This window comes from Marinobacterium sp. xm-a-152 (assembly GCF_013282965.1).
Classification (GTDB): domain Bacteria; phylum Pseudomonadota; class Gammaproteobacteria; order Pseudomonadales; family Balneatricaceae; genus Marinobacterium_E.
In genome coordinates this window covers 104,625-117,131 of the sequence record NZ_WBYI01000008.1, presented here as the reverse complement: position 1 = coordinate 117,131, position 12,507 = coordinate 104,625, and the positions used below count along the sequence as shown (strand labels likewise).

Annotated in this window: 14 protein-coding genes; 13 read left to right on the top strand and 1 reads right to left on the bottom strand. The window is 48.9% G+C overall.

Annotated elements, in window-relative coordinates; genetic code table 11:
* The first annotated feature begins 19 nt into the window (after positions 1-19).
* Positions 20-988 carry an EF-P lysine aminoacylase EpmA gene (gene epmA / locus XMA152_RS09410; RefSeq protein WP_173482224.1) on the top strand — a complete coding sequence of 323 codons (969 nt, stop codon included), beginning with the start codon at positions 20-22 and terminating at the stop codon, positions 986-988.
* Here epmA and XMA152_RS09405 read toward each other — a convergent pair.
* Positions 985-2,130 carry a MalY/PatB family protein gene (locus XMA152_RS09405; RefSeq protein WP_371731480.1) on the bottom strand — a complete coding sequence of 382 codons (1,146 nt, stop codon included), beginning with the start codon at positions 2,128-2,130 and terminating at the stop codon, positions 985-987. The two genes, epmA and XMA152_RS09405, sit on opposite strands and share 4 nt — an antisense overlap.
* 108 nt (positions 2,131-2,238) lie before the next feature.
* On the opposite strand from XMA152_RS09405, the gene XMA152_RS09400 reads away from it, so the two are divergent.
* The 12 genes from XMA152_RS09400 to XMA152_RS09345 all read left to right on the top strand — a co-directional run bounded on the left by XMA152_RS09400 (position 2,239) and on the right by XMA152_RS09345 (position 12,491).
* A complete protein-coding gene (locus XMA152_RS09400; RefSeq protein ID WP_173482225.1) occupies positions 2,239-3,777 on the top strand; it encodes a 2-isopropylmalate synthase in 1,539 nt (512 codons plus the stop codon).
* A 2-nt stretch (positions 3,778-3,779) separates the two neighbouring features.
* Complete coding sequence (locus tag XMA152_RS09395) at positions 3,780-4,622, top strand: hypothetical protein (RefSeq protein ID WP_173482226.1); 843 nt, start codon at positions 3,780-3,782, stop codon at positions 4,620-4,622.
* Between the two features lie 27 nt (positions 4,623-4,649).
* Entirely contained in the window at positions 4,650-5,075 is a 426-nt protein-coding gene (gene rimI, locus XMA152_RS09390) for a ribosomal protein S18-alanine N-acetyltransferase (RefSeq protein WP_173482227.1), read from the top strand.
* A 9-nt stretch (positions 5,076-5,084) separates the two neighbouring features.
* Positions 5,085-5,753, top strand: a complete 669-nt coding sequence (locus tag XMA152_RS09385; protein ID WP_173482228.1) for an energy-coupling factor ABC transporter permease — start codon at positions 5,085-5,087, stop codon at positions 5,751-5,753.
* Positions 5,754-5,972: 219 nt separating this feature from the next.
* On the top strand, positions 5,973-6,962 hold the full coding sequence (locus XMA152_RS09380) for a DctP family TRAP transporter solute-binding subunit (protein WP_217364027.1): 990 nt from the start codon (positions 5,973-5,975) through the stop codon (positions 6,960-6,962).
* Between the two features lie 89 nt (positions 6,963-7,051).
* Positions 7,052-7,726, top strand: coding sequence for a TRAP transporter small permease (locus XMA152_RS09375; RefSeq protein ID WP_371731479.1), 675 nt, complete (start codon positions 7,052-7,054; stop codon positions 7,724-7,726).
* 12 nt (positions 7,727-7,738) lie between these two features.
* Positions 7,739-9,358, top strand: coding sequence for a TRAP transporter large permease (locus XMA152_RS09370; RefSeq protein WP_173483434.1), 1,620 nt, complete (start codon positions 7,739-7,741; stop codon positions 9,356-9,358).
* Between the two features lie 133 nt (positions 9,359-9,491).
* Positions 9,492-10,613: a 1-acyl-sn-glycerol-3-phosphate acyltransferase gene (locus XMA152_RS09365; RefSeq protein WP_173483433.1), complete on the top strand. Its 1,122-nt coding sequence runs from the start codon at positions 9,492-9,494 to the stop codon at positions 10,611-10,613.
* Complete coding sequence (moaC, locus tag XMA152_RS09360; RefSeq protein ID WP_173482231.1) at positions 10,613-11,089, top strand: cyclic pyranopterin monophosphate synthase MoaC; 477 nt, start codon at positions 10,613-10,615, stop codon at positions 11,087-11,089. The genes XMA152_RS09365 and moaC overlap by 1 nt, the downstream gene beginning before the upstream one ends.
* A gap of 21 nt (positions 11,090-11,110) precedes the next feature.
* Positions 11,111-11,365, top strand: a complete 255-nt coding sequence (gene moaD / locus XMA152_RS09355) for a molybdopterin converting factor subunit 1 (RefSeq protein ID WP_173483432.1) — start codon at positions 11,111-11,113, stop codon at positions 11,363-11,365.
* 4 nt (positions 11,366-11,369) lie between these two features.
* A complete protein-coding gene (locus tag XMA152_RS09350) occupies positions 11,370-12,095 on the top strand; it encodes a lysophospholipid acyltransferase family protein (RefSeq protein WP_173483431.1) in 726 nt (241 codons plus the stop codon).
* Positions 12,096-12,101: 6 nt separating this feature from the next.
* A complete protein-coding gene (locus XMA152_RS09345) occupies positions 12,102-12,491 on the top strand; it encodes a hypothetical protein (protein ID WP_173483430.1) in 390 nt (129 codons plus the stop codon).
* Positions 12,492-12,507 lie beyond the last annotated feature (16 nt).

Below are 12,507 nucleotides of genomic sequence, written 5' to 3'. Positions count from 1 at the left end.
TTCTAATTTTGGAGTCTGTATGAATCGAAATCACTGGCAACCTACAGCAGAGATCTTAACACTTCGTGAGCGAGCAAAGATGCTGGCTGATGTGCGCGCTTTTTTTGCTGAACGCGGTGTCATGGAGGTGGATACTCAATGTCTGTCACAAGCGGCAGTCAGTGATCCTTTTATCGATTCACTTGAAGTCTCCTACTCAAGTTACCCCGGGGCTGAAGAGCAGCGTTACTACCTGCAGAGTTCGCCAGAGTACGCCATGAAGCGCCTATTGGCAGCTGACTCAGGCCCCATCTATCAGTTGGCTAAAGCATTTAGGAATGGCGAGGTAGGGCGGCTTCACAATCCTGAATTCACCATGCTTGAGTGGTATCGCCCTCGTTTCAGTGCGCAGCAGCTGATGGATGAAGTTCAGGCTCTGGTTACTGCGGTGCTGGGGCCGCAGCATTGGGAACGTCTCAGTTATCGTGAACTGTTTAAACGCTTTGTGGGCGTGGATCCTCATCAAGCGACCATTGACCAGTTAAAAGCTCTGCTTGAGCCCCATTTTGAGTGCCCTTTTACGGATGATCGCAAAGATACTTGGCTCGAGCTGGTCATGTCGCATCTGATTGAGCCGAAACTCATTGAACCGGTGCTAGTATTTGATTTTCCCGCCTCTCAAGCTGCGTTGGCTGAGGTTGTTGAGGATGATCAGGGTGTCAAAGTGGCTGCCCGCTTCGAGCTGTATGCGGGCGGTATGGAGTTGGCGAATGGTTATCAGGAGCTGCGAGATCCCGCTGAGCAGGCTGAACGGCTGGAAGCTGACGATCAGCAGCGTGAATCCTCAGGGCTTCCACGACGACCGCTGGAGACTCGTTTAGTCTCGGCCCTAGAATCCGGCATTCCAGCTTGTGCCGGCGTGGCACTTGGTTTTGATCGGTTGCTGATGATCAAAGTTGGCGCGAGCAGTATCAAAGAGGTTGTCCCTTTCGGGTTTGAGCGCTGTTAGAGCGAATCGACGGCCAGCTTCATCCTACGAACCGCTTCCTCAATACGCGATCTTGGACACCCGAAGTTAAGTCTAACAAATCCAGGTGCACCAAAATCCTCCCCATCAGATAGTCCCACACCCTGAGATTCAAACAGTTGTTGTGGGCTGTCGACGCCAAGCTGATTGGCATCGATCCAGGCAAGGTAGGTGGCCTCGTTAGGTAGCATGCTTAAGCCGGGAATCTTGCCTATTTCAGAGATCAGGTAGTCTCTATTTCCCTTAAGATATTCGCACTGCTTGCGATTCCATTCGTCTCCCTGTGAGTAGGCGGCTTCTGCCGCGGTGTAGCCCAGTAGATTGACGTCGGGCACTATGCCCTTGCGTACCTTTTTAAATCGCGCTCTTAATTCGGGGTTTTGAATGATCGCAACAGAGCAGGCCAGCCCTGCAATGTTCCAGGTTTTACTGGGCGCCATCAGCGTCACAGTGCGTGAGGCGATCTCTTCACTCAAACTCGCGATCGGTGTGTGCTGTAGTTCAGGTTGTAAAATGAGATCGCAATGAATCTCATCGCTGCAGATCAATAGATCCTGATCGATAATGATCTGTGCGAGCCTCTCGAGCTCTTCATGGCGGTAGACGCCACCCCCAGGATTGTGTGGGTTGCAGAAAAGTAGCAGTCTGGTTTCTGCTGTAATGGCCTCTTCTAGTGCATCAAAATCAATGACACGACCCTTCATGGGAATGGTGATCAACGCCCTCGAAGAGAGAGCGGGAGCGGACATAAAGGGTGGGTAGATAGGTTGGGCGGTGATGACGGATTGCTCAGCCGTGCTTAAAGCGCGGGTCGCTAAATTTAGCCCGCAGACGAGACCGGGTAACCAGACTAGATCTTCAGCAGAGACCGTCCAGTTGTATAGGCGCTGCATGCGTTCAGAAAACAGCTGATTGAGTGTTTCTGGTGTGCGGGTGTAGCCAAAAACGCCATGATCGACACGCGTTTTTAAAGCATCAATCACAGCTTGTGGAGAGCGAAAATCGGTATCAGCAACCCACATTGGAAGTATGTCTGTACCGGCGTATTTAGACCACTTGTCACTCCAGGTCCCTTGGCGATCAATTAAGTGATCAAAATCGAAATCATTCATTGGTTCACTCACTACTCTTCCCTTTCTACTGGTCGATCATCAAGCTATCATAGGCCAATTACTCTTTATAGCGAGCCGTTAGAGAAATTATTTCTACGGCCTAAATTCGTGGAGACCCTTATGAGCAACGATCGCGTTATTATTTTTGATACCACGCTGCGCGATGGTGAACAGAGTCCCGGTGCGTCTATGACCGGTGAAGAGAAACTGCGAATCGCTCGTCAGCTTGAACGTATGAAAGTTGATGTGATTGAAGCGGGTTTCGCCATTGCGAGTCCTGGTGATTTCGAGGCGGTGAAAAATATTGCCGACAACATCAAAGATAGCCGAGTCTGTTCACTCTCTCGTGCTTTGGATGCGGATATTGATCGTGCGGGTGAAGCGCTGAAGAATGCTGCGCAAGGTCGTATTCATACCTTTATCGCGACTTCGCCGATTCATATGAAGTACAAGCTTCAGATGGAGCCTGATCGTGTTGTCGAGCAGGCTGTGCATGCCGTTAAGCGAGCGCGTAATCTGATCGATGATGTCGAGTTCTCGTTAGAAGATGCTAGCCGCTCTGAGTTGGATTTTATGTGCCGTATTATCGAAAAAGTGATCGATGCTGGCGCTCGTACTATCAATATCCCTGATACGGTCGGTTACGCCGTGCCTCATCAGTTTGCTGAGGTGATCGGGGAGCTCATTCAGCGTATTCCAAACTCGGATAAAGCGATCTTCTCTGTCCACTGTCATAACGATCTAGGCCTAGCGGTCGCCAACTCACTGGCAGCCGTGGGAGCGGGTGCACGTCAGGTGGAGTGTACGATCAACGGTTTGGGTGAGCGTGCTGGTAACGCAGCCCTAGAAGAGATCGTTATGGCACTGAAAACTCGCCAAGACGTTATGGGTCTTGAGACCAATATTGATACTCAGCACATTGTCGGTGCCTCTAAACTGGTGTCTAGCGTGACAGGTTTCCCTGTTCAGCCTAACAAGGCGATTGTCGGCGCTAACGCCTTTGCTCATGAATCGGGCATTCACCAAGATGGTGTACTGAAGCACCGTGAAACCTATGAGATCATGACCGCAGAGAGTGTCGGTTGGACGACCAATAAAATGGTATTGGGTAAGCATTCAGGCCGTGCTGCATTTAAATCACGTCTTGAGGAGCTGGGTACTACGTTCAAGAGTGATGCTGATCTAAACAGCGCTTTCCAAGCCTTCAAAGTGTTAGCCGATAAGAAACATGAGATCTTTGATGAGGATCTTATGGCGCTGGTCAGCAATAGCCGTGCCGAAGCGTCAAGCGAACGTTTTCAGTTGGTCAACCTATCTGTGACATCGCAAACGGGTGAGACACCTCAAGCCGATCTAGTTGTGAGTATTGATGGGCAAGAGCACTCGTGCTGTGCTGAGGGTAGTGGTCCAGTCGATGCTATCTTTAAAGCGATTGAGTCACAGGTGAACTCTGGCTCTACACTGTTGATCTATTCGGTGAATGCCGTGACTGAAGGAACCGATTCGCAAGGTGAAGTCACCGTGCGTCTTGAGAAGGGTGGTCGCATCGTAAATGGTTTAGGTGCCGATACCGATGTCATCATTGCATCGGCTAAGGCCTATATCCATGCGCTCAATCTTCTGGATACTAACGCGGAAAAAGCGCACCCACAGGTTTAATCATGTCAGTTCAGCAGGCTCGAATCCAAGCCGCCTATTTAGATCAGCTTGGTATCCAGCAGTGGATGCCTCGTCAAATCTTGCCAGCAGCAAAGCCTTCGCCTGATTGGGTCTATCGCTTTGCTCATCCTGCGGATCTCCTTGGTGACGATGAAGAGGTGATGCAGGCGTTGGCTCCACAAGCACACAAGCCTGTCGAGCCTCATGCTGAGCGTCGTGCGATTACTCAGATTGGTGAAGCCTTAGAGGTCTCCGCTCCCGATGAGGCAGAGGTAGGTTCTTCTAACATCAGACGTGCTGCCGTTGCTGAGTTGACGGCTGATGAGAGTTCTAAAGAGCCTCAAACATCGCCCACTACTTCGGTCAAACGAAGCTTTGAACCTGCGCCGCGTTATAAAATTGTTATGGCTCGAGCGGGCCGACTCCTACTAATCGATAATCTTCCCATTCGTGCTCGCGAAGGCTTCTCCAATAAGCATAAGCGTCTTTTGGCGGGCATTGTTCAAGCTCTTGGAGAGTCACCACAATCAATCACACTGCCGATTACGCTTGAGTGGCCTATGCTTGCCGGTAAAACCCTGGATCAGGGGCCGCATGAAGCGAGAAAACATGTGCAGCGACAGTTGAGCTTTATGCAGAAAGAGTCTGGTCTAGAGACCGTTATTCTGTTTGGCGAGGGGCTTGCGAATTGGGTGGTTGGTGAAGGTGTGGATGAGACTCATGGGCAACTGCTGCCACTGCAACAATCGGGACTGAACTATCTAACGACCCAATCACTCTCGCAGGCGCTCAATATGCCTGGCGCTAAACAGCAGATCTGGTCTGATCTTCAGCCACTGGTTTAGTGTTTATCTTCTGAAATGCCTGCTGTGATGACGATTGATCAACTGTTTGCTCTGGATCAACAGTGCTTTCCTGATTACTGGTCAAAATCTCAATGGCAGACGTATCTATCTCAAGATGATCGTTTTCCCTGCTACACACTGTTTGACGCTAACGAACCGATCGGCTTTGCGCTCTACCAAAGGTTATTTGATGAAGCGGAACTGCTCCGCATTGGCGTAGTGCCTGATCGGCGTGGAGAAGGTTGGGCGGCGAAGATGCTGACTGATCAGCTTGAACAGTTCACTGGGGATGGAATCAGCCGTGTCATGTTGGAAGTGCGTGCTTCTAATGAGGCGGCGATTCGTCTCTATCAATCGGTGGGTTTTGTCACGGACGGTCTGCGTAAACATTACTACCCGCTGATCGGTCAAGAGGGTAGGGAGGATGCGATCCTAATGTCACGACCGGTGTAAATTAAACAGATGGAAAATCCTATCTTAGACATCAATCTTATTTGGCATCTGGTAGCGGCACTTTTAGCGGTTACCTCTATCTGGAGTGCCTTTAAACGTGTGCCTTTTCAAGCGCTTTGGGCTGAGCCTCGACTTCAGCATCTGTTGTTCGGCGCTATGGTCTTGCTGATGTTGACTTGGACCTTTAGAGCGGGCCTATCGGAAGGGTTGAGTGTTCACTTTTTGGGTATGACCGCGTTGACACTGATGTTTGGCTGGGATCTTGCCATCTTGGCTGGCGCGATTGCGATGCTCGGCATCACTCTAGTTGGAGTGGAGCGCTTTGATATGCTGGCCATAAATTTAATTGCGATTGTTGTGGTGCCAGCGACACTGACCATCACGCTTCTTAAATATATTGAGAGACGATACCCGCCTAACTTCTTTGCCTATCTCTTTTTAGCCGCCTTTATTGGTGGTGGGTTTGCAGTCGCTAGCTCGGGGTTGACCCTGTCGCTTGTGCTTGGCTTGTCAGGTATCCACAGTTGGCAAACGATTTATCACGAGTACATCTCCTTCTTGCCGTTGATTATGTTCCCAGAGGGGCTCATTAACGGCATTCTTATGACCGCTGTCATGGTGTTTCATCCCGATTGGATTCGTACATTTGACGCGGCTAAGTACATCGACAATCAGTAGTAAGCCATCGCATTGCTAAGTGGCGGTTTTCCGCCACTTCTTGCTGATTAGCTTCGGCGAGCATCCGCCATTAATGCCTCCTTTAAGTCTTATGTCCTGTATTTATTTTCACTAACTTGTTGAAAATAAATATATATCTAGGTTGTTGGCACGTTTTCTGCTTTGTAAAAGTGCTTTTTACAAGGTCGTTGTGACCTAATACAAACTGGAGTGTAAATAATGAAAAAACTAACTCTTGGCCTTTCTGCCTTGGCTCTATCTGTATCGGCTGCTACTGCACAGGCTAACTGTGACGCTGGCGAGATCGTTGCAAAACTTTCACACGTTACTGGTGGTACAACTCACCCTAAAGTGGTTGCGGCTAACAAACTTGCTGAGCGTGTAAACGCTGAAATGAACGGCACTATGTGTATCGAAGTTTACCCAAACTCTACACTGTTCGGTGACTCTAAAGAGCTTGAAGCGCTTCTACTAGGTGACGTACAGATCCTAGCGCCTTCACTATCTAAGTTCGGTTCTTACACTTCTAAGTTTGGCGTATTCGACCTTCCATTCATCTTCAAAGATATGGACGCTGCAATGCACTTCACTAACTCTGATGCTGGTCAGGACCTTCTTCTTGCAATGGAAGATGTTGGTTTTGTAGGCCTAGGTTACTGGATGTCTGGTATGAAGTACTTCTCTGCCAACAAACCACTACTAAAACCATCTGATGCTGAAGGTCTAAAGTTCCGCGTACAGAACTCTGACGTTGCTAAAGCGATGATCGCAGCAATGGGCGGTTCACCACAGCCAATGGCATTTAAAGAGGTTTACGGTGCACTACAGACTGGCGTTGTAGACGGTCAGGAAAACACTTGGTCAAACATCTACACTAAGAAGTTCTTCGAAGTGCAAGATTCAACGACTGAGACTAGCCACCAGCTTCTTGCATACCTATTCATGACGTCTCAAGAGTTCCTAGACTCTATGCCTAAAGACGCTCGTGAGCAGTTCATTGCGATCGCTAAAGACGTGACTAACGAAGCTAACCTAGCAGTTAAAGCGAAAGAGCAGGGCAACCGTGAAAACATCCTTAAGGGTGGCGGCAAAATCAACACACTTGACGATGCTGCGCGTAAAGAGTGGGTTGACGCTATGAAACCTGTTTGGAAACAGTTTGAAGATAAGATCGGTGCTGATCTAATCGAAGCTGCTGCAAACTCTTAATCAACTTAGGTTGATGATCGACGGGCTCGTTTAGAGCCCGTCCTTTCCTTTTCCCGAGCTTATGTAGCTCAACATATTGGAGTACTGACGTGGAGTGGCCGCATCTTTACCTCTTAATTCTTATTCTAGTGATCTGGGGCTTAGAGAAACGTTTCCCAAGATTTATGGAAAAACTGGAAGAGAATTTCCTTGTTCTAATCATCTTCTCGATCATGGCCGTATCCTTTGGTCAGGTTATTGCTCGCTACGCCTTCGGAACCGGTTGGTCAGCGGCACTTGAATTCAGCATGGTGATGTTCTCATGGCTGATTTTGATGGGGATGAGCTTCGGTATTAAGAATGGTACCCACTTGGGTGTCGATATCGTTCTTAATGCGGTACCTAGCAGGGTCGGTAAGTGGTTGTCGCTGTTTGCAGCTTTTGCAACGCTGATGTACGCCTTGATTCTTCTTGATAGTGCTTGGTTGGCAGCCTTGGGCGTCGATGTCCGCGGTGGTGCCATTGAGTACTGGGCTAAAATGTACAAGATCAACATCGGTGTCGAAGAGATGCGTTGGCCTGACTTCATTATGGAGTGGTTCGGCGTTAAAGAGCGTGTTCAACGTTGGTTGGTGTTGGTTATTCTGCCAATCAGTTTGGCTCTGTTGGCTTATCGCTCACTGCAGGCGTTTGTCGGTATTTGGACCGGTGCACGTCATCACCTCATTGCTGGTCACGAGGCGGAAGACCTTGTTGATGAGCACAAAGATGCACTGAAAGATTAAGGGCCTGAACTGATGGAAGCATTAATTCTATTTGCACTGGTATTGGGTCTGCTCTTTATCGGTCTTCCTGTGGGTGTGGCGCTAGGCCTATCCTCAATTCTATTTATTACTTTCTTCTCTACAGACTCATTGTCGTCTGTAGCGATTTCGCTGTTTGGTGTGGGTACACACTACACTCTTTTAGCGATCCCGTTTTTCATTATCGCGTCGTCGTTCATGTCGACCGGTGGTGTTGCGAAACGCTTGATTAACTTTGCGATTGCGTCAGTGGGGCACTTCCGTGGTGGTCTTGCGATGGCGTCAGTATTGGCCTGTATGATGTTTGCTGCACTCTCTGGTTCATCGCCAGCGACTGTTGTCGCGATCGGTACGATTGCTATCGCCGGTATGCGCCAAGTGGGTTACTCAAAAGAGTTCGCTTCGGGTGTTATCGCAAACGCGGGTACTTTGGGTATCTTGATTCCGCCCTCTATCGTTATGGTCGTTTACGCGGCATCGACGGATGTGTCGGTAGGTCGTATGTTCTTGGCTGGTGTTATTCCAGGTCTAATTGCCGGCGGTATGCTGATGCTGGCTATCTACGTGGTTGCACGTATTAAAAACCTGCCTGCAGAGGAGTGGAAAGGTTTCGGTACCATCGTTCGTGGTGGTAAGGATGCATTCTGGGGACTGTTCCTGATCGTCATCATCATGGGCGGTATCTACGGAGGCGCATTCACTCCAACAGAGGCTGCGGTTGTTGCGGCGGTCTACTCAATTATTGTTGCGCTCTTTATCTATCGCGATATGGGGCCTTTGAAAAACACGCCATGGGTACTTGAGTCGGATGCGCCACACGCGAAAGTCGGCTTCAGTGGTTCGGTTTATGGTGTGTCACTCTTCTTAGTCTGGATGATCCTGTCGTTCTTTGCGACGTCGGATCCAGATAGCACGGTAACCGCTGGCGAGCGTGCAATCTGGGGTGCTGTGGTCAGTATCGCCTTGACCATCTTCTACACCGTTAAGCGCAGTCACGCCATGCATGAGAGTTTTGCTCACTGCTTTGTTGCAGGCTTAGCGATCTGGAAACGTAACTTTGTGACTCTGATTACAGCCTTCTTCCCATCACTGTTCGGTGAAGAGAGCCGTAAGACCATGCTTGAGGGTACCAAAACCACAGTGATGCTGATGTTTATCATCGCCAATGCACTGTTGTTCGCTCACACTCTATCGGCTGAGCGTATTCCTCAGCACGTGACTGAGTGGATGCTCGATGTGGGCTTTACTTGGTGGTCATTCCTGATTGCAGTCAACATTCTGTTGTTGATCGGTGGCCAGTTCATGGAGCCATCAGGTCTATTGGTTATTGTGGCACCGGTTGTATTCCCGATTGCCATGGAGTTGGGCATCGACCCAATTCACCTAGGTATTATCATGGTAGTTAACATGGAAATCGGTATGATCACACCACCGATCGGTTTGAACCTGTTTGTAACCTCGGGGATTACAGGTATGAGCTTGTCGCGTGTCGTGAAGGCGGCCGCACCGTTTGTCGCGGTACTCTTTGTCTTCTTGATTCTTGTGACCTATGTGCCAGCGATCTCGACCTGGCTACCCTACAGCATCATGGGTCCTGAATTAGTGACCAAATAGTCCTTAATTCGACTCATTTTTTAAACGGGGATGGTTCTATGAACCCTCCCCGTTTTTGTTTAGGTAGATGGCAGGTGCTAATTAGCGCTTAAAGCTCTAAAATAAGCGCCTATTGCTATAACACTGGATATCTATGAGTCACACTGCTGTTAACAACGACGACCCCTATAAAGAGATTCGCCCCTACCGCGATGATGAAGTGGGTCAGGTTCTGTTTGATCTCCTCCACAATAATGAGTTTGTGGATGCCATTACAAAGTATCAGTTTCCTAAAGCCTCAGGTTGGGCGGGATGGTTTTTAAGGCCCATCGTCAAGCAGTATCTAGCGGCACGCATGGGTGATGTTGATACCGTTCGTGATTTTCAACAGCTTGTTGAAAGCTACATGAACAAGATGATCAAACGATCCACGACCAAGTTAAGTTGCAGTGGATTGGATAAGCTCGATAAAGAGGATGCTTATCTGTTTGTCTCTAATCATCGCGACATTGCTATGGATCCAGCGTTCGTGAATTGGATGCTCTACCATGCAGGGATGGACACAGTCCGAATTGCGATCGGTGATAACCTGCTGCGTAAGCCTTACGTGTCAGATCTGATGCGTTTGAACAAGTCGTTTATCGTCAACCGTTCAGCTAAAGGACGTGAGATGATGACGGCCTTAACTCAACTCTCTAGCTATATTGATCACAGTGTCACCACGGGGCACTCCGTCTGGATCGCTCAGCGTGAAGGGCGTGCGAAAGATGGTGACGATCGCACAGATCCAGCGCTACTGAAAATGTTCTATATGTCTCAGCGTAAGCAACGTAGCTTCTCTGAGATGGTGGAGCGACTCAATATTGTTCCAGTTTCTATCGCTTACGAACTAGACCCTTGTGACTCGGCTAAAGCCAATGAGTTGGCTGCCAAAGCTGAGGGCGGCACTTATGAGAAGAGTGAGTTCGAAGATATTCAGAGTATCGTCAAAGGGATTGTCGGTGACAAAGGCCGCGTTCATGTAGGCTTTGGTGAGCCTATTCGAGGTGGATTTGAATCGGCAGAAGAGCTGGCGGCAGAAATTGACCGTCAGATACACCAAAATTACCGCTTGCATGCCACCAATCTAGCCGCTGCAGGTGAAGCAACTGATGAGGGGCTGGCGTTACTTGAGTCAAGGCTGAGTCAGGTTGATGGCGCTGCTAAAGATATTTTGAAAGCGATGTACGCTAAACCGGTTTTAAACTACAACAATGCGCAAACGGAGAGCCACTGATGTCAGAGTTTACTCATATCGATGAGAAGGGTCAGGCTCGAATGGTCGATGTCTCTGAAAAAGAGGTTAGCTTCCGTGAAGCAAGAGCCTATGGTCGTGTGACCATGTTGCCAGAGACTCTCTCAATGATCGTCAATGGCGGTCATAAAAAGGGTGATGTACTGGCGACAGCACGTATTGCTGGGATCATGGCGGCTAAACGTACTTCCGACCTCATTCCAATGTGCCACCCTCTGATGCTGTCGAGTGTGAAAGTTGAGCTGACGCCGAATGAAGCAGAGAGCTGTGTTGAGATCAGCGCGATCTGCAAATTGAGTGGCCAGACGGGTGTTGAGATGGAAGCGCTGACCGCTGTCTCTGTGGCCGGTTTGACACTTTATGATATGTGTAAGGCGGTCGATAAAGGTATGGTGATCGATCAAGTCTCTCTGCAAGAGAAAAAGGGTGGTAAATCGGGCCACTGGATTGCTGAATAACAGCACTATTTTGGAAGCTACATGTTAAAAATTGTCTATTTCGCCAGTTTAAAAGATCGCATCGGTCGCTCTGAAGAGAGTATCGGCCTTCCTGAAGGTATCAGTTCAGTCGACTCTTTGATTGATCATCTTTCGACAATGCACGGGGAAGAGTGGTCTTCAACCATTAATGGGTCGACGGTTTTGGTTGCGGTGAACCATGAGATGTCTGATAGAAGTGCTCCCATTAAAGAGGGTGATGAAGTCGCCTTCTTCCCGCCTGTGACAGGGGGTTGATGCAGTGACTAAGCTGATTGGGTTTGTTCGTGCGCTCTGCTATTACGCAGGCTTCTATCCAGTGACGATCGTCTGGGCATCACTCTGTCTGGTGGTTGCTCGTGCACTGCCGTTTAAACCAAGATTCTATTTTGTAACCGCGATCAATAACTTCTACATTGTTTGGCTACGAGTCTGTTGTGGCGTTAAGGTCAATGTTCAGGGGCGAGAAAACCTCCCTGCATCGGGTGCTTATGTTGCGATATCTAATCACCAGAGTGAGTGGGAGACGATCTATTTTCAGCTGTTGATCCAGCCACAGGTGGTGGTCCTTAAGCAGGAGTTACTGAAAATCCCATTTTTTGGTTGGGCGCTTGCTCTGCTAGAACCGATCGCTCTTGATCGCAGTAAACGTCGAGGCGCACTAAAACAACTGCTGGACCAAGGTAAGGCAAAATTGTCTGCGGGTGTGCCCATCCTTATTTTTCCTCAGGGTACCCGACTTCCGGTGGGTGAATTAGGTCGTTGGAATAAAGGTGGAGCTATGTTGGCTGTGAGCAGTGAAGTTCCTCTAGTCGCCATCGCTCATAATGCGGGTCGTTTCTGGCCAGGAAAGGGTTTTATTAAGCACCCTGGTACGGTTGATGTTCTTATAAGTAAACCTATCGAAACGACAGAGAGAACTGTTGAAGAAGTGCATAAGGATTCTGTAGACTGGCTTGAAGAAAGTCTTACACGCATCAAAGCATAAGGATCTATGTCACTGTTTGGATACGCCTCAATACATGACGATGAAGGTAAAGCCCAGCTTCAGGCTCGATTGGCTGACAGTGCTCGAGTGGCCGGTATCGAGCTTGATTCAGTGGCCTTTGAAGAGACCTCTGAACCCATTCAGCTCTTAAAGATTTTGGATAAATTGAAGTCGGGCGATCTGCTTCTACTCAGTAAAGTCTATGACTTTACCCGGCTGTCGAGTGATCAGTTTGCTAAGGTTGCTCAAGTGTTGCTGGAAAAACAGATCTCAATCGCTGCGTGCGATGTTCTAGATTCGGTTATCAGCTTACGCAGTAATGACAAAGCGCGTTATCTAACCTCTCAAGTTCTGATCGAAATGATCGCACAGCAGTCACAACCTGCAAGGGTGTGACTGAAGCAGCAATTAC

Bases quoted from the DNA above. Each gene is read 5' to 3' on its own strand.
- XMA152_RS09380 (WP_217364027.1), top strand. From the start codon at position 5,973: ATGAAAAAACTAACTCTTGGCCTTTCTGCCTTGGCTCTATCTGTATCG.
- XMA152_RS09395 (WP_173482226.1), top strand. From the start codon at position 3,780: ATGTCAGTTCAGCAGGCTCGAATCCAAGCCGCCTATTTAGATCAGCTT.
- XMA152_RS09385 (WP_173482228.1), top strand. From the start codon at position 5,085: ATGGAAAATCCTATCTTAGACATCAATCTTATTTGGCATCTGGTAGCG.
- moaC (WP_173482231.1), top strand. From the start codon at position 10,613: ATGTCAGAGTTTACTCATATCGATGAGAAGGGTCAGGCTCGAATGGTC.
- epmA (WP_173482224.1), top strand. From the start codon at position 20: ATGAATCGAAATCACTGGCAACCTACAGCAGAGATCTTAACACTTCGT.
- moaD (WP_173483432.1), top strand. From the start codon at position 11,111: ATGTTAAAAATTGTCTATTTCGCCAGTTTAAAAGATCGCATCGGTCGC.
- XMA152_RS09370 (WP_173483434.1), top strand. From the start codon at position 7,739: ATGGAAGCATTAATTCTATTTGCACTGGTATTGGGTCTGCTCTTTATC.
- rimI (WP_173482227.1), top strand. From the start codon at position 4,650: ATGACGATTGATCAACTGTTTGCTCTGGATCAACAGTGCTTTCCTGAT.
- XMA152_RS09400 (WP_173482225.1), top strand. From the start codon at position 2,239: ATGAGCAACGATCGCGTTATTATTTTTGATACCACGCTGCGCGATGGT.
- XMA152_RS09345 (WP_173483430.1), top strand. From the start codon at position 12,102: ATGTCACTGTTTGGATACGCCTCAATACATGACGATGAAGGTAAAGCC.
- XMA152_RS09365 (WP_173483433.1), top strand. From the start codon at position 9,492: ATGAGTCACACTGCTGTTAACAACGACGACCCCTATAAAGAGATTCGC.